General features: G+C 69.1%; 18 protein-coding genes. 10 read left to right on the top strand and 8 right to left on the bottom strand.

What is annotated here, in order from left to right; genetic code table 11:
- Nucleotides 1-906: a tRNA glutamyl-Q(34) synthetase GluQRS gene (gluQRS, locus tag P5P27_RS18120; RefSeq protein WP_278125383.1), complete on the top strand. Its 906-nt coding sequence runs from the start codon at nucleotides 1-3 to the stop codon at nucleotides 904-906.
- Between the two features lie 95 nt (nucleotides 907-1,001).
- Here gluQRS and P5P27_RS18125 read toward each other — a convergent pair whose 3' ends face one another.
- The 4 genes from P5P27_RS18125 to P5P27_RS18140 all read right to left on the bottom strand — a co-directional run bounded on the left by P5P27_RS18125 (nucleotide 1,002) and on the right by P5P27_RS18140 (nucleotide 5,261).
- Nucleotides 1,002-2,834, bottom strand: coding sequence for a phosphoenolpyruvate carboxykinase (GTP) (locus P5P27_RS18125; RefSeq protein WP_006897427.1), 1,833 nt, complete (start codon nucleotides 2,832-2,834; stop codon nucleotides 1,002-1,004).
- A 119-nt stretch (nucleotides 2,835-2,953) separates the two neighbouring features.
- Nucleotides 2,954-3,337, bottom strand: coding sequence for a DUF6802 family protein (locus P5P27_RS18130; protein ID WP_278125386.1), 384 nt, complete (start codon nucleotides 3,335-3,337; stop codon nucleotides 2,954-2,956).
- Nucleotides 3,338-3,345: 8 nt separating this feature from the next.
- A complete protein-coding gene (locus P5P27_RS18135) occupies nucleotides 3,346-4,488 on the bottom strand; it encodes a hypothetical protein (protein ID WP_062367291.1) in 1,143 nt (380 codons plus the stop codon).
- Nucleotides 4,485-5,261 (bottom strand): hypothetical protein, encoded by a 777-nt coding sequence (locus P5P27_RS18140; protein WP_278125390.1) that lies wholly within the window; start codon nucleotides 5,259-5,261, stop codon nucleotides 4,485-4,487. Before P5P27_RS18140 ends, P5P27_RS18135 begins: the two co-directional genes overlap by 4 nt.
- A gap of 148 nt (nucleotides 5,262-5,409) precedes the next feature.
- Here P5P27_RS18140 and trmB point away from each other — a divergent pair, with 148 nt between their 5' ends.
- From trmB to P5P27_RS18165, 5 genes are all read left to right on the top strand, one after another.
- The gene (trmB, locus tag P5P27_RS18145; protein ID WP_062367287.1) at nucleotides 5,410-6,198 is read left to right on the top strand and encodes a tRNA (guanosine(46)-N7)-methyltransferase TrmB; all 789 of its coding nucleotides are present in this window, start codon (nucleotides 5,410-5,412) and stop codon (nucleotides 6,196-6,198) included.
- Complete coding sequence (locus tag P5P27_RS18150; protein ID WP_006897432.1) at nucleotides 6,195-6,848, top strand: NYN domain-containing protein; 654 nt, start codon at nucleotides 6,195-6,197, stop codon at nucleotides 6,846-6,848. The genes trmB and P5P27_RS18150 overlap by 4 nt, the downstream gene beginning before the upstream one ends.
- A 95-nt stretch (nucleotides 6,849-6,943) precedes the next feature.
- Nucleotides 6,944-10,054, top strand: coding sequence for an MMPL family transporter (locus tag P5P27_RS18155; protein ID WP_101841512.1), 3,111 nt, complete (start codon nucleotides 6,944-6,946; stop codon nucleotides 10,052-10,054).
- A gap of 33 nt (nucleotides 10,055-10,087) precedes the next feature.
- Nucleotides 10,088-11,266, top strand: a complete 1,179-nt coding sequence (locus P5P27_RS18160; RefSeq protein ID WP_006896817.1) for a lysylphosphatidylglycerol synthase transmembrane domain-containing protein — start codon at nucleotides 10,088-10,090, stop codon at nucleotides 11,264-11,266.
- Between the two features lie 34 nt (nucleotides 11,267-11,300).
- Nucleotides 11,301-11,714, top strand: coding sequence for a DUF3054 domain-containing protein (locus P5P27_RS18165; protein WP_006896818.1), 414 nt, complete (start codon nucleotides 11,301-11,303; stop codon nucleotides 11,712-11,714).
- On the opposite strand, the gene P5P27_RS18170 is transcribed toward P5P27_RS18165, so the two are convergent.
- Nucleotides 11,701-13,332: an NTF2-like N-terminal transpeptidase domain-containing protein gene (locus P5P27_RS18170; RefSeq protein WP_278125395.1), complete on the bottom strand. Its 1,632-nt coding sequence runs from the start codon at nucleotides 13,330-13,332 to the stop codon at nucleotides 11,701-11,703. The genes P5P27_RS18165 and P5P27_RS18170 overlap by 14 nt on opposite strands.
- A gap of 130 nt (nucleotides 13,333-13,462) precedes the next feature.
- Here P5P27_RS18170 and P5P27_RS18175 point away from each other — a divergent pair, with 130 nt between their 5' ends.
- The 3 genes from P5P27_RS18175 to P5P27_RS18185 are packed head-to-tail and all read left to right on the top strand — an operon-like array spanning nucleotide 13,463 to nucleotide 18,328.
- On the top strand, nucleotides 13,463-14,188 hold the full coding sequence (locus tag P5P27_RS18175; protein WP_278125396.1) for a pirin family protein: 726 nt from the start codon (nucleotides 13,463-13,465) through the stop codon (nucleotides 14,186-14,188).
- 19 nt (nucleotides 14,189-14,207) lie between these two features.
- On the top strand, nucleotides 14,208-16,190 hold the full coding sequence (locus P5P27_RS18180; RefSeq protein ID WP_278125397.1) for a M13 family metallopeptidase: 1,983 nt from the start codon (nucleotides 14,208-14,210) through the stop codon (nucleotides 16,188-16,190).
- Nucleotides 16,191-16,249: 59 nt separating this feature from the next.
- On the top strand, nucleotides 16,250-18,328 hold the full coding sequence (locus P5P27_RS18185) for an MMPL family transporter (RefSeq protein WP_278127469.1): 2,079 nt from the start codon (nucleotides 16,250-16,252) through the stop codon (nucleotides 18,326-18,328).
- A gap of 32 nt (nucleotides 18,329-18,360) precedes the next feature.
- Here the strand turns inward: P5P27_RS18185 and P5P27_RS18190 are convergent, their stop codons facing one another.
- Entirely contained in the window at nucleotides 18,361-18,945 is a 585-nt protein-coding gene (locus P5P27_RS18190) for a DUF3592 domain-containing protein (protein WP_278125399.1), read from the bottom strand.
- 111 nt (nucleotides 18,946-19,056) lie between these two features.
- On the opposite strand from P5P27_RS18190, the gene P5P27_RS18195 reads away from it, so the two are divergent.
- On the top strand, nucleotides 19,057-20,025 hold the full coding sequence (locus tag P5P27_RS18195) for a R2-like ligand-binding oxidase (protein ID WP_411815706.1): 969 nt from the start codon (nucleotides 19,057-19,059) through the stop codon (nucleotides 20,023-20,025).
- Between the two features lie 17 nt (nucleotides 20,026-20,042).
- Here P5P27_RS18195 and P5P27_RS18200 read toward each other — a convergent pair whose 3' ends face one another.
- Together P5P27_RS18200 and P5P27_RS18205 are read right to left on the bottom strand one after the other, a co-directional pair.
- A complete protein-coding gene (locus P5P27_RS18200) occupies nucleotides 20,043-21,149 on the bottom strand; it encodes a L,D-transpeptidase (protein ID WP_479724240.1) in 1,107 nt (368 codons plus the stop codon).
- 121 nt (nucleotides 21,150-21,270) lie between these two features.
- Nucleotides 21,271-21,582 carry a hypothetical protein gene (locus tag P5P27_RS18205; RefSeq protein ID WP_062367274.1) on the bottom strand — a complete coding sequence of 104 codons (312 nt, stop codon included), beginning with the start codon at nucleotides 21,580-21,582 and terminating at the stop codon, nucleotides 21,271-21,273.
- Nucleotides 21,583-21,587 lie beyond the last annotated feature (5 nt).

The raw sequence follows: 21,587 nt of genomic DNA on the forward strand, positions 1-21,587 counted from the left end.
ATGCTGCCGCCGAGCCCCGCGGGCCGCTTCGCGCCGTCGCCGTCGGGCGATCTGCACATCGGAAACCTGCGCACCGCGGTCCTGGCATGGTTGTTCGCCCATGCCACGGGCCGCGGTTTCGCGATCCGGATGGAAGACCTCGACCGCGTCCGGCCGGGATCGGACGTCCGGCAGTTGCGGGATCTCGCGGCGCTCGGCCTCAGCTGGGACGAGCCGGTCGTCTACCAGTCACAGCGGCTCGAGGAGTACCGCGCCGTGGTCGACGAATTGATGGCCGCCGGACGCACGTTCGAGTGCTACTGCACGCGCCGGGAGATCCTCGAAGCGCCGAGCGCACCGCACGCGCCGCAGGGCGCTTACCCCGGAACGTGCCGCGACCTCAGCGAGGCGCAGCGCGCGCAACGACGGTCGGAGCGGCCCGCCGCGATCCGCCTGCGCGCCGAGGTCTCGTCGTTCACCGTCCACGACCTGCTGTACGGCGAGTTCACCGGCGACGTCGACGACTTCGTCCTGGTCCGGAACGACGGAACCCCGGCGTACAACCTGGCGGTGGTGGTCGACGACGCGGCCACGGGTGTCGACCAGGTGGTCCGCGGCGACGATCTGCTCAGTTCCGCACCCCGGCAGGCCTTCCTCGCGACTCTGCTCGGTCACCACCCGCCCGAATACGCCCACGTGCCGATGGTCCTCAACCGCTCCGGTGCCCGCCTCGCGAAGCGCGACGGCGCCGTCACCCTGACCGATCTCGCCGGCCACGGGGTGGACGCGGCATCGGCGCTGTCGATGATGGCGGAGTCGCTGGGACTGGCCGCCGCGGGTGAACCGGTCACGTTGAGCGTTCTGGCGGAGCGATTCGACCCGTCCACGCTGGTTCGCACACCCTGGGTGTTCGTCCCGCCGGAGTGAACGGCGGTCCCGGCCGCGTTTCGCGGGGCCGACCGCTGCGACGAGAGGCCCGACCGGGCGAACCGGTCGGGCCTCTCGTCAGCGGACTCTGAGCGTCAGCCCAGGCGATCGCGCAGGTGCTTGAGCTGGTCGGCGAGCTCGGCGGGGAGCTTGTCCTTGCCGTCCTCGACGAACTCGAACCACTCCTCGATGGTCGGCAGTTCGTCGCGCCATTCGTCGGCGTTCACCGCGAGTGCCTCGGCGAGATCGGCCTCGGAGACGTCCAGTCCGGTGAGATCGAGCTCGCCCGGCGCCGCGACGATGCCGATCGGGGTCTCGACGCCCTCGACGTTGCCCTCGATGCGATCGACCATCCACTTCAGGACGCGGCTGTTCTCGCCGAAGCCCGGCCACAGGAAGCGGCCGTCCTCGCCGCGGCGGAACCAGTTGACGTAGAACACCGCGGGCAGCTGCGCGCCCTCCTTGCGGCCGATGTTCAGCCAGTGCTTGAAGTAGTCACCGACGTGGTAGCCGAGGAACGGCAGCATCGCCATCGGATCGCGACGGACGGTGCCCACCTTGCCCTCGGCCGCGGCGGTCTGCTCGGAACCGACGGTCGCGCCCATGAAGACCGCGTGCTCCCAGTCGCGGGCCTGGGTGACCAGCGGCACGGTGGTCTTCCGGCGACCGCCGAAGAGGATCGCCGAGATCGGCACGCCCTGCGGATCGTCCCACTCGGGAGCCAGCGTCGGGCACTGCGACATCGGGGTGCAGTAGCGCGAGTTCGGGTGGGCGGCGTTGGTCCCGGACTCGGGGGTCCAGTCGTTGCCCTTCCAGTCGATCAGGTGCGCCGGGGTCTCGCCGCCGATGCCCTCCCACCACACGTCGCCGTCGTCGGTGCGCGCGACGTTGGTGTAGATCGTGTTGCCTGCCTCGACGGTCTTCATCGCCGTCGGGTTCGAGTCGTAGCTGGTGCCCGGTGCGACGCCGAAGAAGCCGAACTCCGGATTCACCGCGTACAGCCGGCCGTCCTCGCCGAAACGCATCCAGGCGATGTCGTCGCCCACGGTCTCCGCACGCCATCCGTCGAGAGTGGGGTGGATCATCGCGAGGTTGGTCTTGCCGCACGCCGACGGGAACGCCGCGGCGACGTAGTAGACCTTGTCCTCGGGGCTGATCAGCTTCAGGATCAGCATGTGCTCGGCCAGCCAGCCCTCGTCGTGCGCCATCGCCGAGGCGATGCGCAGCGCGTAGCACTTCTTGCCCAGCAGCGCGTTGCCGCCGTAGCCCGAGCCGTAGGACCAGATCACCCGGTCCTCGGGGAAGTGGACGATGTACTTCTCGGTGTTGCAGGGCCACGGCACGTCGGTCTGTCCCGGCTCCAGCGGGGCGCCCACCGAGTGCAGGCCCTGAACGAAGAAGCCGTCCTCACCGAGCGCCTCGAGCACCTTGGGGCCGACGCGGGTCATCACGCGCATCGACAGCACAACGTACTCGGAGTCGGTGATCTCGATGCCGAGCTTGGGATCGTCCGATCCGAGGGGACCCATGCAGAACGGGATGACGTACATGGTGCGTCCGCGCATGCAGCCGCGGTACAGCTCCGTCATGGTCGCACGCATCTCGGAGGGCTCCACCCAGTTGTTGGTGGGGCCTGCGGCTTCTTCGGTCTTGCTGCAGATGAAGGTGCGAGATTCGACGCGGGCGACGTCCGCGGGGTCCGAGAGCGCCAGGTACGAGTTGGGCTTGCGCTCGTCGTTCAGCTTGGTGATGGTGCCGGACTCGACGAGTTGCGCAGTGAGGCGATCCCACTCCTCGTCGCTGCCATCCGACCAGACAACTCGGTCGGGCTGCGTCAATTCGGCAACCTCGGCCACCCAGGCGATGAGCCCGGCGTGCTTGGTAGGGGCGCTCCCGGGCTCGACGCCCGGAATTGTCGCAGCGGTCATGCGGATCTCCTCATCGAAAACTCACGGGTGCCTGCGCGCAGTGGCTGTGCGAACGCATACTGGCCCCAGGATACGCCCCATACGCCGTGGACCGAACCCCCGGGCATCACGACCAGCGGCTATTCGAGTCGGCCCAGCGTCGTCGGACTCCACTCGGCGTCATGCTCGCCCAACGCCCCCGCATCGACTCGGCAATCTGTTCGCAGAACGGACACCCGGTCCACTCGCCCGTCCCCGTCGGTATCGGCGACGATCGCCGGGGAACCATCGACCTCGCAGGTCAGCGAGTCACGGACACCGTCTCCGTTCGCATCGAACTCCGCGGGCCCGAGGTCCCACAGGGCACCGTCCGAGTACCACCACAGGTGGTCGTGAACATCGACACCCGGCGAGTTCTCAGCGTCGGCCATCACACCGAAGCCGGACAGGTGGTGCACCCCTCCCTCCGGGGAGATGAGACCATCCTCACTGTCTCCGGCGAGTCCTCCGGTCAATTCGTCCATCGGTTCCATCAGACGCGAGCGGGTCGCGTCCGGTTCCATACCTCTCTCGTGAACTGAGCTTCGGCCGCGCCGGCCCTGGTGCCGATGCGGTGTTCCATGCCGAGCCGCCTCGACGCGATCACCTCAGCGGCCCACCGTTCCAGCCGCGCGCGATCGGCGGATGCGCGGCGGACGGACACCACCCATGCGGCGAGCGCGACGCCGCCCAGGAGGGTGAGCACGGTCCCGGCGATGCCCAGTCCGGCCCACTGCAGGGTCGGCGCGATCACCATCCGGCCGATTCCGAAACCCATCGATGCGCCGAGGAGCAGCACCATGACGTCCTCGGTGCGGCGACCGCCCTGCGGTCGAGGCACGACCCGCGTGCCGTTCCCGAACGGCTCGGGCGGAGACGGCGGAGACGAGCCGCCGGCCAGTCCGCCGACGGCCGCTGCCCGTACCTGATCGAGCCGCTGCGCGAAGTGGTCCATCACCCGGTGTTCGAGCGCGTCGAGCAACGACGGCAGCCAGTCGGTGAAACCGGGAGCGGCGCTGGCGTCCGGCACGCAGCGATGCACATCGGACGTCGCGGCCCGCAACGATTCGATCGCCTCCGCCCTGGAGGCGACGATGCCCGCTCGCAGTCCGGCGAGCCGATCGGCACGGATCAGCGCGACCGACTCCGAGGGCGGCTGCGCCCTCTGTCCGCTCTCGGCCTGTCCGTTCTCGGCCCGCGCGGGAGCCCGGGGAACGGCTTCACCGTCGGCCCGATCGCGGCACCAGCGTGCCAGTTCCGGGACACCCGACGCGGAACCGGACGCGCTCGCGAGCGCCGCGGAGGTCGCGAACACCGGAAGTCCGCGCTGCGGATCCAGGCGGCGCCGCGTCTCGGCCAGCGCTTTCGGCCATGCCGGGAAGGCGTCGACGCGACATGCCACGAGTGCCGTCGGCAGGCCCGCCGCGGCGAGTTCGGCCAGCAGCAGGTCTTCTTCTTCGCACGCCGGCATCGACGAGTCGATCGCCAGCACGGCCGTCCGCGCCCGCGCGGCCTGCGACGCGGCGTCGGCGGGGCTGCCCGCGACGAGGATCTCCTCCCGCAGCCCGGCGGCCGCCAGTGCAGCGGCGAGTCCCGCCGGATCGGCTCCGGCGGTTCCGGCGATCAGCAGAGTCATCGGACCCGCTCCCCCGCCAGACGCCGTTCGACCGCGACGCGGTCGAAGCCGCGGGCCGCATGCAGGCGCAGCCCCGAGAGTCTGCGCACCCGGCGACCGCGCGCGATCTCCGCGGAAGCGGCGGCGATCGGCGCGACCAGCGCGTCCAGACCGCTCGCCTGCCGCAGCCGCACCGCCAGCGCCTGCGCGTTCAGGTCGGGGTCGGTCGATACGGCGGCCAGCGACTCCACGAGGCCGGCGCGACCGAGCAATGCGAGGAGCCGCGCTGCGGAGCCCTGGTCGGGCGCGGCTGCGGCGAACGCCGCCGCGGACTCGGGAACGCGGACCTCGGCGGCCGCCCACGACCGCAGAACGTCCACGTCAGCTGAAGTGATCCGCGCCGCGGCCGGCAGTGCGGACACCGGATGCACCGGACAGGCGAGATCCTCGCTCGCGTTCGCGGCGAGCCGGTCGGCGTCGGGCCGGGTGTCGGCCTTCGCGGCGACGACGACCACCGGCACCTCCGCTGCCCGGATCGCGGCGCGATCACAGGCGCGCACCTGTGCGCCGATGACCCGGATCAGCAGATCCGCGGGGTCGTCGAGGCGCCGGTCGTGATCCGGACCGTCTCCCCGGTCCTGACCGACCGGTCTGGCGACCACTCCGAAGCGCGCGGCGAGCGCGGCGGCCATCGTCGAACTGCCCGCGCCGGGCGCCCCGGAGACGTCGACCACCAATGGTGTGCGTGCGAAGTCCGGCCCGTCGAATGCGAGGCCGCTGAGAATGGGTTCCACCCCGTCCACCTCCCCCAAGGTGTCTGCGTGCACTGAACCTACCCCGCAGGTCCGACATTGTGCGGCGGTCGCCGGAATCGGGCGGTCCGAGGCGGCTGATCGGGGTGTCCGTTGTGAGCGAGCACCGTAAATAGGACACCATGGAACGGTGAACACCGACGCCGCCGATGGATCGGCGCCCGACACCGACCGCTCCCGCCTCTACCCGAGAGTCACCAGCTTCCGGTTCCGGCGCGGGACTCTGACCCCCGGACAGCAGCGCAATTGGGAGACTCTGTGGCCCCGGCTGGGTCGCGACCTGCGCACCGGACCCGACCGCGCGGACGAGCCACCGCTCGAGGCGGCGGAGTGGTTCGGACGGCAGGCTCCCCTCATCGTCGAGGTCGGCAGCGGCACGGGCATCTCCACCGCGGCGATGGCCGAGGCCGAGCCGGACGCCGACGTCGTGGCCGTGGAGGTGTATCAGCCCGGGCTCGCGCAGTTGGTCGGCCTCGTCGACCGAGCCGGACTGACCAACGTCCGCATGGTCCGCGGCGATGCGACCGTCGTCCTCTCCGAGCTCATCGGTCCCGACACCCTCACCGGCGTCCGCGTGTTCTTCCCCGACCCGTGGCCCAAGTCGCGCCATCACAAGCGGCGTTTCCTGCAGTCGGGCACCATCGAACTGATCGCCGATCGACTCAAGCCCGGCGGCGTCCTGCACATCGCGACCGATCACGCCGATTACGCGCTGTGGATCGCCGAACTGCTGGCGACGCAGCGTCCGGACCGGCCGCATGTGGTGCCGCTGACCTTCGACTCGCCGATTCTGCTCGACCGCCCGACCACCAAGTTCGAGGGCCGCGCCCAGGAGGAGGGCCGAGAGGTCAACGAGTTCGTCTACGTGAAGCCGCATCCCAAGCCCACGCGCACGGAGACCAGGGAGGACGACGCATGAGCCCCGAGTTCGCGGAGACGATCTCCGGCGCGAGCAGTGCTCGCCGACTGCTGCTGGTGTGGGACGCCCCGAATATGGACATGGGTCTCGGAGGAATCCTCGGCGGCCGCCCGACCGCCGCGCACCGGCCGCGGTTCGACGCCCTGGGCCGCTGGATTCTCAAGCGGAACGCCGCTCTGGCGGCGAGTCTGCACGCCGAGGTCGAGCCCGAAGCCACCGTCTTCACCAACATCGTGCCCGGCAGCGCCGACGTGGTGCGCCCGTGGGTGGAGGCGCTGCGGAACGTCGGTTACGCGGTGTTCGCCAAGCCGAAGCTGACCGAGGACAGCGACGTCGACGCCGACATGCTCGACCACATCCAGGTGCGACGTCATACACCCGGCCTCGCCGGTGTGATCGTCGCCTCAGCCGACGGCCAGGCCTTCCGGGAACCGCTGCTGGAGATCGCGGCCGAAGGTGTGCCGGTCACCGTCATCGGTTTCCGGGAGCATGCGAGCTGGGCGCTGACCTGCGAAGAGATCGAGTTCATCGATCTCGAGGAGATCCCCGGCGTGTTCCGCGAACCGCTGCCGCGGATCAGTCTCGACTCGCTGCCGGACGAGGGCGCCTGGCTCACCCCGTTCCGTCCCCTCACGGCGTTGCTCAAGTAGACAGGTCTTCAGAGACCTGAAGCCGTGCGCAGGTTTTCTCAGTTTAGGCTGCGAGAATCGCACTTTCGGTACCCGCAAGTAGGAAGGACACCGGCGTGTTCGGATCCATCGGCTCATTCGTCTACCGAATGCGCTATACCGTCATCGCCGTCCTCGTCGCATTGATGGGCGGTCTGGGGCTGTACGGCATCAACCTGCCGCAGTACCTGTCCCAGAGCGGATGGTTCGACCCGGGCTCGGAGTCGGCCCAGGGATCCGTCATTGCCGACACCGCCCTCGGGCGAGACCACAAGTCCGACGTGATCCTGCTGATCACGCCGCCTGCGGGGACCAAGGTCGACGATCCGGCGTTCAGCGCCAAGATCGAGAACATCGTCGACGACCTGGTCAAGGAGCATCCGGACATCGTCAGCCGGGAGTCCGGCGACGGGCACGCGGGCATCATCGATCCGTTCGAGAAGGCCGACGCGGGCGCCGGTCAGACCGCTGCCGAGATCAAGCAGTCCCGGATGTGGACGGCCGACCGAAAACACGGTTTCGTGTCCATCGGCGTCGCGGGTGACGACGACACCACGATCCTGAACAACTACAAGACCATCGAGCCGTTCTTCGACGGGCTCGCCGACCGGTACGACCTACCGGGAACCAAGTTTCAGCTGGCCGGTCTGCAACCGATCGCGGCCGCGATGAGCAAGGGTATGGAAGACGACATCTCGCGCGCCGAGGTGATCGCGCTACCGGTGGTGGCGATCATGCTCCTGTTCGTCTTCGGCGGCGTGGTGGCGGCCGTGCTGCCGGTCTTCATCGGCGGTCTGACGATCGCCGGCTCCCTCGGCATCATGAAGGTGCTGGCGCAGCTCACCGAGTTGAACATCTTCGCCCAGTCGGTGGTCACGCTGATCGGTCTGGGCATCGCGATCGACTACGGCCTGTTCATCGTCAGCAGATTCAGAGAGGAACTGGCCGAGGGATACACGGTCAAAGCCGCGGTCCGAAGAACCGTGATGACCGCGGGCCAGACCGTGGTGTTCTCGGCGACCATCATCGTCGCCGCGCTGGCCTGTCTCCTGATGTTCCCGCAGGCCTTCCTGAAATCCGTGGCGTACGGGGCGATCGCGTCGGTCGGTCTGGCCGCCATCCTGTCGATCACCGTCCTCCCGGCGATCCTGGCGATCCTGGGCCGCCGGATCGACGCGCTGAGCCTGCCCTTCCTGCGTCGGACCAAGACGCGCGAAGAGATCGAGGCCGGATTCTGGGGCCGCCTGTCCGGATGGGTGATGCAGCACCCGGTCAAGACCGCGGCACCCACGGTCCTGCTGCTGCTGGCGCTGATCATCCCGTTCGGCAACATCCAATTCGGCGGCATGACCGAGGCCTATCTCCCGCCCGACAACGCGAACCGCGTCGCGCAGGAGGACTTCGACAAGTACTTCCCGACCGAGCGCACCGAAGACCTCAAGCTGATCGTCACCTACGACCAGAACACCGACGACGCGGCGGGCAAGATTCAGCGGATCGCCGACGAGGCCAACCAGATCCCCGGGTTCACCAAGCAGTTCTCGCCCACGGCCGACGGCGGAGCCCTCGAAGGCGTGTACGGCGACGACGAGACCGGGCTCGGCGTGACGCAGATGTCGGCCGGTCTGGTGGACCGCAACACCGCACCCGAGGCGATCAAGAAGCTCCGCGAGATCGACGACCAGGGCATGACCGTCTACGTCGCCGGCACCCCGACCCTGACCCAGGACTCCATCGACGCGCTGATCAAGCTGCTCCCGTGGATGGCCATCCTGCTGGTCCTGGTCACCGGCCTGCTGATGTTCCTGGCGTTCGGTTCGGTCATCCTGCCGATCAAGGCGGCGCTGATGACCGCGCTGGGTCTGGGCTCCACGCTCGGGATCCTGACGTGGATCTTCATCGACGGTCACGGCTCGTCGATCGCGAACTTCACTCCCGGGCCGCTCTTCGCGCCGGTGCTGGTTCTGATCATCGCGATCATCTACGGCCTGTCGACCGACTACGAGATCTTCCTGCTCTCCCGCATGGTCGAGGCCCGGCAGCAGGGCGCGTCGACCACCGAGGCGATCCGGGTGGGCACCGCGCACACCGGCCGCATCATCACCGCGGCCGCGGCCATCCTGGTGGTGGTCACCGGCGCGTTCGGCCTGTCGGACATCGTCATGATGAAGTACATCGCCTACGGCATGATCGCAGCGCTGATCCTCGACGCGACGGTGATCCGCATGCTGCTGGTGCCGTCGATCATGAAGTTGCTCGGCGACGACTGCTGGTGGTCGCCGCGCTGGATGCAACGACTGCAGCAGAAGATCGGCCTCGGCGAGACCATCCTCGAGGACGACCCGAGCCAGAAGCGCCCCGACTACTTCGACGCGGTGCCCGCGGGCACCTCGGGCGGTGTCGTGGCCGCGGCGGAGGCACCGACCACCGCGATGCGGGTACCGGCCGGAGTGGCCGAACGTCCAGTGGCCGGACGGGCCGAGCCGACGGGGCCCCGCCGCGCGCTCTCGCGGCACGAGACGCCGGGTGAGTCCGACAGCGGACCCCAGCCCACCGCCGACAGCACGCTCGACGAACTCGTCGACGACGAGGTGGTCGCGCCGTCCGCCGCGCGCACCGACCGCCGCGGCTCCGGCCCCGACACCGGCTCGTGGAAGCTCGGACTCGGCGGCGTCCGCCAGGTGAGCCCGGATCAGCGCCCACGACCGCAGGCAGCCCCGTCGGCACGACCGCAGACCGCACCGCCTGCACCGCAGCCGCGTCCGGTGCGGACGCCGATCGCACCGACGACGGGCGGTGCGACGCCCGCTGCACGGCCACAGGGACCCGCTCCCACCGCCCCGGCGACCGCGCGCCGCCCGATCGGTGCACCGCCGGTACCGCCGCGCCGGGTTCCGCCGCGCCCGGTGGTACCGGGTCAGAGCGGCCCGCAGCCCGTGGCTCCTCGCCCGGCGACCGACCAGCCGCAGGCTCCCGCGCCGCGCCGCGCCCGGGCCACTCCCCCGGCACCGACACCGCCCCCGCGCCCGACCGCACCGGCAACGGAGGCCCCGGCCCGTGAGCCCGCGGCACCCGAGCCGCAGGCCCCTTCGCGCGAGCTCCGCGCCGACCGCGGCGAGGAGGGAACCCAGATCAGCGTGCAGGATCTGCTGCGCCGGAGCCGTCGGGCACAGCAGGACGGGGAATAGGTCCCTCGCTACCGGGCAGTTACGCTGTAGCGCATGCCCAACGACGACGCCGACCACGTCGCCGCGGACCCGACGCCCGAGGGCGGGTCCTCGCGACCGTGGCGCCGTTGGCTCCGATGGGGTCTGATCGTCCTCGTCGTCGCCATTCTGGTCACCGAGGGCGTGATCGTCTGGCCCAAGCTCACACAGACCTGGGCGCGCATCGGCGAGCTCCGGTGGCAGTGGGTCTTCGTCTCCATCGTGGCTGCTCTGCTGTCGATGGACAGCTACGGCCAGGTGCAGCGCGTCCTGATGCGTTCGGCAGGCGTCCGGGTCCGGCAGCGCGAATCACTGGCGGTGATCCTGGCCTCGAACTCGGTGTCCCAGACCCTGCCCGGCGGACAGGTCCTCGCTCCGGCGTTCATCTACCGCGAGAGCCGGCGCTGGGGCGCGACACCGGTGGTCGCCTCCTGGCAGCTGGTGATGTCCGGGCTGCTGGCGGGCGCTGGACTGGCGCTGCTCGGCCTCGGCGGAGCCCTGCTCGCCGGCGCCAAGACCAGTCCGTTCTCGGTGATCTTCAGCGTCTCGCTGTTCGTCGTGTTCGTGGCGGTCGTGCAGTACATGGCCAGTCATCCCCAGGTGCTCGAGACCATCGCCGCCCGGCTGCTCGGCTGGTTCAACGAGTTGCGCGACAAGCCCGCCGACTACGGGACAGACCGACTCCACCAGATCATCACCCAGCTGCAGGCGGTGAAGCTCGACCGGCGCAACGCCGTCGAGGCGTTCAGTTGGAGCCTGTTCAACTGGGTCGCTGACGTTCTCTGTCTCGCCGCCGCCTGCTATGCGATCGGCGCGCATCCCTCGATCTCGGGTCTGATGGTCGCCTATGCCGCGGGCAAGGCGGTCGGCACCGCGGTTCCGCTGCTGCCCGCCGGCATCGGCGTCGTCGACGGCGTCCTGGTGGCGGCCCTCGCCTCCGCGGGCATGGGCGCCGCGGATGCGCTCACCGCCGTCCTGATCTACCGCATCATCAGCTACATCCTGATCGCACTGATCGGTTGGGTCGTCATCGCGGTGCGGTACCGGGGTGCGTTCAAGTCCCGGCGCAGTCTGGACGACGAGATCGCCGAAGACACGACGCAGAAGTATCCGGTCATCGACCCCGGACAGCTGGATCGACGGTCCGACGACGGTCGCGATCCCGGTGCCGGCGAGACGCCGAACACAGGGTAGGGAAGGCCGGCCGGTCCGGGGATACGGTGGGGACATGACCGCACCCGTATCCGTCGCGCCGGTTCAGCGACGTCTCGTCCTCCCCGCCGTCGCCGACTTCGCGGCGATCTGCGTGTTCGTCGCCGTCGGCCGCAGCAGCCACGATGAGGCCGGCTCGTTCACCGGATTCCTGACGACCCTGTGGCCGTTCCTCGTCGGAGCGATCGCCGGCTGGGCGATCGCCGCCGCGACCACCCGGGGCCGAGACCTCGCGCCCGCCGCACTCTGGCCCGCCGGCGTCGCGGTCTGGGTCTCGACCGTCGTCGTCGGGATGCTGCTGCGCGTGGTCTCCGGGCAGGGCACGGCCCTCTCGTTCTGCATCGTCGCCACCATCGCGACCGGTGTCCTGCTGCTGGGCTGGCGCGCCGTCGCCGGTCTGGTGACGCGGCGCCGCGTCACTTCAGCGTGAAGTACTTCTGCGCCACCTGAAGGGCCGCGGTACCGGACTTGTCGCCCTCGCAGTAGATGACGATGATCTTGCCGCCCTGAGAGCCGACGAACCAACCGGGTCCCTGCGGCCCGTTGGTGCCGACCAGCGCCTTGAGCCCGGGAGCACGGGTCAGATCACTGGCGTCGCCGGTCTTCGCCGTGGTCGTCATGGACGCCTGGATCCGCCGGACCACGCCGTCGTCGAGTTTGCCCAACTGGCCCCCGGTGACCTTGGTCTTCGACCCCTTGATGACGAACGGCGGAGCCGCGGTCCGGTCACCGCCGGCTCGTTCCAGGGCGACTCCCAGGGCCGCCATGTTGATCATCGACGCCGTGTAATCCTTCGGGTGGTACGCGGCGGCGGACACCTTGGGCGCGGTGCCGCTCGGCAGGCTCATTCCCGGAACCGTGAACTGCAGGCCCAACCCGAGTGAGTGCAGCACCGACTCCGCGCTGTGCTGATCGGCGCCCTTGCCCTCCGCGGCGATCGCGTCGAACACCGGGTCGAGGGTGCTGCCGACGGGATAGGCGATGCCCGCCTCGATGTTCTTGGCGGCCGCGGCGTCGTTCTGCGCCATCCCGCGGATCGCTCCGGTGGCGGCGTCGAGGGTCATGATCGTCGCCGGCTGCGCCACCTCGACGGCGGCGTCGCCCAGGGTGAGCTGTTCGTTCGGGTCGATCGTCGTCACGATGTCCGGGCCCGCCCCGCCCTGATGCCCGGCGAGTTTCTGCGGCGGCGCCCCGGGCGCCACGAGCTGCACCTGCCAGCCGGCGGTGGCGTCGCGGATCGCGTTCCAGTAGTTCGTCAGACCGGCGCTCAGCGGGGTCGACAGCCGGCGGTCGGTCATCACGAGCATGCCCGACTTGTTGACGTTGACTCCCGCGATCCGAGCCGGATCGGAAGTGAGAATCTGCATGTCGGAGTCGCGCAGCGTCACCGCGACCACCTGCCGTCCCTGGGAAGCGGCGAGCTTGTCGTCGATCGATTTCACCGTCACCATCGGGGCCACCGGAGCCACCGCGTTCGCCAGCGCTCGCACCGACTTGTCGAGATCCTTGGTCGCGGCCGGGTCGATGGTGATCTCGTTGACCGGCTCCATCTGCATGAACGGCTTGCCCGACGCGCTGCGCACCACCGGCGCCGGAGTGGCGTCGGTGCGGACCTCCTGCAGTCGGCCGTCCGGGGTGAGGCCGGTGTACAGCAGCCCCGGATCCCACTGGACCTTCCAGCCGGAGGAGAGCCGGCGTGCCGACCCCGAGGTCTTGGTCTGGAAACTCCGGTCGCCCGCCCAGTTCCACGTGGTGGTCAGGGTGAACGAGGCGCTGCCGTCGCTGTACTCCACGAGCCGCCCGGTGTCGACGGACACCTCACGCGGATGCATTCCCGCGAACGTGACGCCGAGCAGCTCGGCCGCCTGACTCGGCGACGTCGTCAGGTCGGCCGCTCCCTGCGTGTCCTGCCTGCTGATCGCGTCCGCGAATGCCGAGACCGCACGCGAAGCATCCGAATCGTCGTCGGAAGAGCACGAGACCATGGCGAGAACCACGGCCAGCGCAGCGACGACAGCGAACACCGCTCTTCCAACCCGCGAAACCATAGTCCCAATTATCACTTCATTCCCACCCGTTTCTCTGGCCACAAGCTCGCATTCCGGGAACTATGTGGTCACAATCGCACAACGCGCCGCTCACGGCATCCGTTCCGGGCGACGGAGGACAATGGACTCCATGAGCACGTCCATCCTGCGTTCCACGGACCGCGCGCGCACCACCACCGGCTGGCTCGACTCGGCCCACTCCTTCTCGTTCGGCGACCATTACGACCCGGCGAACACCCACCACGGCGTGCTCCTGGTGCAGAACGAGGACGTGATCTCGCCCGGTGAGGGCTTCGACACACATCCGCACGCGGACACCGAGATCGTCACCTGGGTGCTGTCGGGATCGCTGGTCCACCAGGACTCCGAAGGACACAGCGGCGTCATCTATCCCGGCCTCGCACAGCGGATGAGCGCAGGCACCGGCATCCTGCACTCCGAACGCAACGACGACGCCGAGTCGGCGGACGAGTCGGTGCACTTCATCCAGATGTGGGTGATGCCCGACGAGTACGGCATCACACCCGGCTACGAGCAACTCGACATCTCGGGCGAACTGCGACCGGGACGCCTCGTCACCGTCGCCTCCGGTTCCCCCCGCCACGACTCCGCGATCCGAATCGCCAACCGCGGGGCCACCCTCTCCGCGGCCAGACTCACTCCCGGACAGACCATCGCGGTGCCGTCGTCCCGCTTCACACACCTGTTCGTCACCCGCGGCACCGCGCAGGTGGAGGGCGAGACGCTGGAGGCCTCCGACGCCCTGCGCGCCACCGACTTCGGCGGAACCGTCGTCCGGGCGGCCACCGATTGCGAACTGCTCGTCTGGTCGATGGATGCGCGGCTCGGGGAATAAACCCCGGCGTGATGTCACTATGGAGGGCGTGACTATCGAGCAGACCTCCGGGCTCGACCTCGAGTGGGTCGAACCATCCGTACGCGCCGCAGACGACCTCTTCACCCACGTCAACGGGAAATGGCTTGCCAGCCACCGGATTCCGGACGATCGCAGCATCGACGGAGCGTTCCACGTGCTGCGCGACAACGCTGAGGAGGACGTCCGCGCGATCGTCGAGGAGTGCGCCGAGGGCTCCCCCGAGTCGGGCACGCCCGCAGCCAGGATCGGCGACCTCTACGCGTCGTTCATGGACGTCGATCGGGTCGAGGAACTCGGGGTCGCACCGATCGCCGATCAGCTCCAGGAGATCGCCGGCGTCTCCGACACCTCCGAACTGGCCGCTCTGATGGGGCGTCTGCAGCGCGAGGGGGTGGGCGGCCTGTTCGGCTTCTACGTCGACACCGATGCGCGACGGTCCGACCGCTACCTGGTGCACATCACCCAGAGCGGTCTCGGACTGCCCGACGAGTCCTACTATCGCGAAGACAATCACGCCGCCGTGCGCGAGGCCTATCGCGCTCACATCGCCGCGATGCTCGGACTGGCCGGTGTCGCCGACGCACGACGGCAGGCGACGGCGATCTTCGACCTCGAGACCGCGATCGCATCGCATCACTGGGACGTGGTGCGGCGACGCGACGCCGAGGCCGCCTACAACCTGCGGACCCTCGCGGAGTTCGGCGATCTCGCCGCCGGTTTCGATCTCGCCGGCTGGCTGACTGGTCTCGACGCGGGCGAGACGTTCGCGGAGGTGGTGATCGGTCAGCCGTCGTTCATCGAGTCGAGCGCCGGACTGCTCACCTCGCAGCCGCTCGATTCATGGAAGAGCTGGCTCGCCTGGCGGCTGCTGCGCACCGTCGCACCGTATCTCTCCAGCGACTTCGTCGACGAGAACTTCGCGTTCTACGGCAAGACCCTCACCGGTGCCGAGGTGATCCGCGACCGATGGAAGCGCGGTGTCGGTTTCGTCGAGCAGGCGGCAGGCTTCGCGGTCGGCGAACTATACGTGGAGCGACACTTCCCGCCCGAGGCGAAGGCCCGGATGGACGAACTGATCGCCAATCTCGTCGAGGCGTATCGCCGCAACATCGGCGATCTGCCCTGGATGACCGAGGCGACGCGCGCCCGGGCCCTGGCGAAACTCGACAAGTTCACCCCCAAGATCGGCTACCCGGCCAAGTGGATCGACTACTCGACGCTGGAGGTCGACCGCACCGACCTCGTCGGCAACTCCCGCCGCGCCGCGGCTTTCGAGACCGCACGCGAGCTCCGCAAGATCGGCCGCCCCGTCGATCGCGACGAGTGGTTCATGACGCCGCAGACGGTGAACGCCTACTACAACCCGGGGATGAACGAGATCGTCTTCCCGGCGGCGATCCTGCAGCCCCCGTTCTTCGATCCGAACGCCGACGACGCGGCCAACTACGGCGGCATCGGCGCGGTGATCGGCCACGAGATCGGCCACGGCTTCGACGACCAGGGCGCGAAGTACGACGGCGACGGCAACCTGGTGGACTGGTGGACCGACGACGACCGGGCCGAGTTCGGCAAGCGCACTTCGGCACTGGCAGCGCAGTACGGCGAGTTCACGCCTCACGGGCTGGACGAGAAGTACAAGGTGAACGGCGAGTTCACCCTCGGTGAGAACATCGGCGATCTGGGTGGGCTGTCGATCGCCCTGGTGGCGTACGAGATCGCGCAGGAGAAGTCCGGCGCCACGCCGCCGGTGATCGACGGACTGACCGGACGGCAACGGGTCTTCTACAGCTGGGCCCAGATCTGGCGTACCAAGACTCGGGACGAGGAAGCCATCCGGCGTCTGGCCATCGACCCGCACTCGCCGCCGGAGTTCCGCTGCAACGGTGTGGTCCGGAACGTCGACGCCTTCTACGACGCGTTCGACGTCGTCCCCGGCGATGCGCTGTATCTGCCGCCCGCCGATCGCGTCCGCATCTGGTGAGGCAGCCGACCGGCGCTCTCGATGGTGCGAACACCGCATAGCCGGTAGACATGGAGGCCATGACCTCCTCGCGGCTCGCCCGCACGCTGGTGCCCGCCGTGCTCGTGCTGATCTGGCTCGGGGTGGCCGGGGCCACCGGACCGCTGGCCGGAAAGCTCAGCACGGTCACCACCGACGACGCGAGCGCGTTCCTGCCCTCGTCGGCCGAGTCGACCCGCGTGGCCGAGCAGCTGCCCGCGTTCACCGACACCGGCTACTTCCCGGCGATCGTCGTCGCGGAGAAGCAGGACGGCGTGCCGATGACTGCGGCCGACACCGCCTTCGTCTCCGACGCCGTGACTCCACTGGCCGGAACGCCGGGCTTCGCGCCGCAGTTCTCTCCCGCGATCGGGGCGGCGGACGGTGCGGCCGTCCAACTGTTCGTCCCGGTCTCCACTGACGGGAAACCGAAGGAGCAGATCGGGAAGCTGCGCGATGCGCTGGCGAATCCACCGCCCGGAGTGGCAGTGGCCGTGACCGGCCCCGCCGCCCAGGCCGCCGACCTCTCGAACGCCTTCGCGGGCATCGACGGCGTCCTCTTGCTGGTGGCCGGGGCGGTGGTGCTGGCGATCCTGATCGTCGTATACCGCTCGCCGATCCTGCCGCTGGTGGTGCTGCTCTCCGCAGTCTTCGCCCTCGCACTGGCGTCGGGCGTGGTCTACTGGCTCGCGTCCGCGGGCACCCTGGAACTCAACGGGCAGAGCCAGGGAATCCTGTTCATCCTGGTCTTCGGCGCCGCCACCGACTACGCCCTGCTTCTGGTGGCTCGCTACCGCGAGGCGCTGTCGGCGGAACCGGCCGCACGCGCGGCCCTGCGCACCGCGTGGCGCGCCACCCTCCCCCCGATCTGCGCGTCGGCTGCCACCGTGATCCTGGGCGTCCTCTGTCTGCTGCTGTCCGACCTGAACTCGAATCGCAGCCTCGGACCGATCGCGGCGATCGGCATCGCCGCCTCGTTGCTCGTCTCGATCACCTTCCTCCCGGCCGCCCTCGCGCTCATCGGACGCACCGCGTTCTGGCCGCGCCGGCCCGGGCCGGCCACCGGTTCGACGCACCGGATCTGGCAACGGGTCGCCGCATTCGTCGCCCGTTCGCCGCGCAAGATCTGGGCGGTCACCCTCCTGGTGCTCGTCATCGGCGCCGCATTCGCCCCCGCGTTCCGCGCCGGCGGCGTCTCCACCGACGACTTCTTCCTCGGTGAGACCGAATCGGTGACCGGCGCGCAGATGCACGGCAGGCACTTCGACGCCGGGTCGGGCACCCCAACCTGGGTGATCACCGACGATGCGGCCGCGGTCCGAACCGCGGAACGGGTTCGTGCGGTCGACGGCGTCGCAGCCGCCGAGATCCTCGCCGCCGCATCGGGTCCCGTCACCCACGACGGGAGGCAGGCGATTCAGGTGACGCTGAGCGATGACCCGAACTCCCTCGCCGCACAGGACACCGTGGTGCGGATCCGGAACGCCGTCTCGTCCGTCCCCGGTGCCGACGCGGAGGTCGGCGGCGCCACGGCTGTCGACCTGGACACCCGGACCACCGCCGAACGCGACCGCAACGTCATCATCCCCATCGTGTTGGCTGTGGTCCTCGCCGTCCTCGTCGTCCTGCTGCGGAGCCTTATCGCACCGCTGATCCTGCTCGCGACCACGGTTCTGTCGTTCGGGACCGCGCTGGGCGTCGCGGCACTGATGTTCAACGGCCCGTTCGGCTTTCCCGGCGCCGATCCCGTCGTCCCGCTGTTCGCGTTCGTGTTCCTCGTGGCGCTCGGCATCGACTACAACATCTTCCTGATGACCCGGGCCCGGGAGGAGGCGCAGGCACACGGCACCCGCGACGGGATGATCAGAGCCCTCACCGGCACCGGCGGCGTCATCAGCGCAGCCGGTCTGGTGCTCGCCGCCACGTTCAGCGCCCTCGCGGTGATCCCGCTGCTGTTCCTCGCCCAGGTGGCCTTCCTCGTCGCGTTCGGCGTCCTCGTCGACACGCTGATCGTGCGATCGCTGCTGGTTCCAGCGCTCACCCTCGACATCGGACCGCGGATCTGGTGGCCGGGCGCCATCGCCGCCGATACGTCCCAGGACGCGCGCACCGCGGACTGACGCGCTCCTCGCGCGAACCGCCCGGCGCGGGGTCAGTCGCGCGGCGTCGTCCCGAAGACCGCCACGGCCCGCTCGGGCTTCGCCTCGGCGTAGTACACCTCGGCCGCATCGCCGACCAACGGCCGAGCGCCGAGGGGGAACTCGTCTCTGCCGGTCAACTGATGGGTTCGGCCCTCCGCGTCCCGATACTCGATCCGGTAGTGGACGGTGGCGTGGGTGCTCTCGATCGCCTCGGCACGGTCGCCGTCGGACTCGACCACTGTTCCGCGGACCCGCGTCCCCTGCCGATAGAGCCAGATCCGCGGAACCACCCGAAACAGCCAGATCACGACGCAGATCACTCCGACCGCGGCGGCGGGGACGGCGACCCACGGCACGCCGCCGGCCGCCGCGCCGATCGCCGCTCCGACGCCCAGCGCGCCGACGGTCAACGACATCCACGCCGTCGGGATCGCGAACCCGCCGGCGATCGCGGCGAGCAGTGCCACCGTCGCCAGCGTGAGACTCTCCGATCCCCGGATCCCCGCGGCGAAGATCGCGCACCACACCGAGCACCACAGGGCGGCGCTCACCGACACCACCAGGGTGCGCGTCATCGTCTCGGGACGAGGCCACATGCTCCCAGACTAACGATCCCGACCGATCGGACACCGAATCCGCTTCGATCCCGTGCGGAACGCACTAGCGTCGGCAGCACCCAGCCGATACGACCTCCGGAAGTGATTCCCGTGACCGCTGCCTCCCCAGAATCCGATGTGCGCCATGACTTCACCTCACTGCGAGCGGGCGGGATGAACTGGCAGTCGTTCCCGCTTCGACTGTTCACCAAGGGCAACGCCAAGACCTGGAATCCCGCGGCGATCGATTTCTCCCGAGATGCGCGGGACTGGGCCGCGCTCGACGACGAGCAACGCCGGAGCGCCACCTACCTCGTCTCGCAGTTCGTCGCGGGAGAGGAGGCGGTGACCCAGGACATCCGGCCCTTCATGGACGCGATGGCGTCCGAGGACCGGTTCGGTGACGAGATGTACCTGTCGCAGTTCTGCCTCGAGGAGGCCAAGCACGCCCAGGGTTTCCGACTCTGGATGGACGCCGTGGGCCTCACCGGCGATCTGCACCCGTACGTCGCCGAGAACCCCTACTACCGGCAGCTCTTCTACGAACAGCTGCCGCAGTCGCTACGGGTGCTCTCCGCCGACCCGTCGCCGGTCAACCAGGTCCGCGCCAGCGTCACCTACAACCACGTGATCGAGGGAAGCCTGGCACTCACCGGCTACTACGCGTGGCGGCGCATCTGCGTCGAAACCGAGATCCTGCCGGGAATGCAGCAGTTGATCGGCCGAATCGCCGAGGACGAGACCAGGCATATGGCCTGGGGCACGTTCACCTGCCGCAGGCACGTGGCGGCCGACGACTCGCTCTGGCAGGTGGTCACCGACAGGTTCGGCGAACTGATCCCCCTCGCGATGGGCATGATCGCCTGGGTCGACGATCAGTTCGACGAACCGCCGTTCGGCATCGACAACGACGACTTCCTCGAGTACGCGGCCGATCGCGCGCAGCGCAGGCTGCACGCGATCGAGTCCGCGCGCGGAAGGAACGTCGAAGACATCGACGTCGATTACAGTCCGGCGACGCTGGAGGAGACGTTCAACGCGGAGGACGAGGCCTCGTTCGGTGGCGACACCGAGGCTTGAGCGCCGGCGTCAACTCGTCAGGTGTTGCCCGCCTTCCACTGATCCCAGCTGAGTTCCCAGTCGCCGTAGGTGTCCCAGACGGGCAGCGGCGGGCCGCCCGAGTTGGTGATCTCGACGACGTCGCCGAGACCGAAGTGGTCGAACATCCACTGCGAGTCGGCCGGACTCAGATTCACGCAGCCGTGCGAGACGTTCGAGGCACCCTGCTGACCCACCGACCACGGCGCGGAGTGCACGAACTCACCGTCGTTCGAGATGCGCAGATCGTTGTAGACGGTCTCGCGGTAGTAGCCGGGATCGCCCTGGCAGACACCGAAGGTGCACGAGTCCATGACGGTCTGCGCGGCCTTCTCGGACACGACGTGCGGACCTGTGTGCGACGGATTGTTCGGCTCGCCGAGGCTCATCGGCATCTGTTTGACCTGCTCGCCGTTGTGGAAGACGGTGAGCAGTTCGGTGGCGCCGTCGGCCTTCGCCACCCAGGAGTCGTGGACGGTGTAGTCGACGGCGTTGTCCTCGGCGCCGTAGACGCCGTCGCCGAGATCGACGCCGTATACGTCGGCTTCGATGTGGATCTTGGTGCCCGGCTTCCAGTATTCGGGGCCGCGGTAGTGGACGTTCTGGTCGTCGATCCAGTACCAGGCACCCGGCTGAGCGGGTGTGGTCGTCACTTTGAGGTGTTTGGTCACTTCGGCCTTGTCCTTCACCGGCTTGGTGAACTGGAAGACCATCGGCTGACCGACGCCGATGCCGACGTCGGAGACCACGTCCGGTGCCGGGACGACGTTGGCGTACGCGGTGTCGTCGGGGGTGATGGTGGTGACGGTGAACGACTTCGTAGTCGGCTTCTTGTCGCTGTTGACCGCTGTGGCGTCCACGGTGTAGGTCCCGCCGTACCCGAGGTCCTCGGAGGTGGTCCAATGCGTCGCGGTGGCGTCGAGCTTTCCGTCGACCTTCTTACCCGCCGCGTTGGTCACCGTCACAGCGGTGAGTTCTCCTCCGGTCGCGTCGACGACGATCGGCGTCGTCGGATTGATCGGCTTGCCGTTCGCCACGGGCACGCCGATCGCCGCGGGAGCCGGAGGCGGGGCCGAAGTGCCACCGCTGCACGCGGCGAGCACCATCGCCACGCCCACCAGGCATGACACCAGCGCGGCGGAATTACGTCGAATCACCATCTATCCCCTCGAGAGCAAAGAGCGGTGCCGTGCACCACTCGACGATTCTCCCCCGACTTCCTGTGAATCACTGAGCCGATCTGTCAGCGAGCGTCAAGGCGACCGCCGTCACACCTGTGGCCGCACCCGTCACGACCAGCACGGACGGCCATGCGCCCAGCTTCTTCGCCAGCGGGTGTGAGATTCCGAACGCACCGAGGTACGTTGCCGACAAAGCTCCCGTAACGGCCGCGCCGCGATGGAGCCAGCTGCGGCCGGCGCCGACGCCGGCGGCGGCGAGCACGGCACCGCCGAGGGGACGGATCCCGGAGTATCGGGCGGCGGCGAACCCGCCGATCAGACCTGCGGCGACGAGCGGAACTGAGGCATCGATCTTCACGCGCT

Origin of the sequence: Gordonia sihwensis (genome assembly GCF_029632925.1) — a bacterium.
Classification (GTDB): Bacteria; Actinomycetota; Actinomycetes; order Mycobacteriales; family Mycobacteriaceae; genus Gordonia; species Gordonia sihwensis.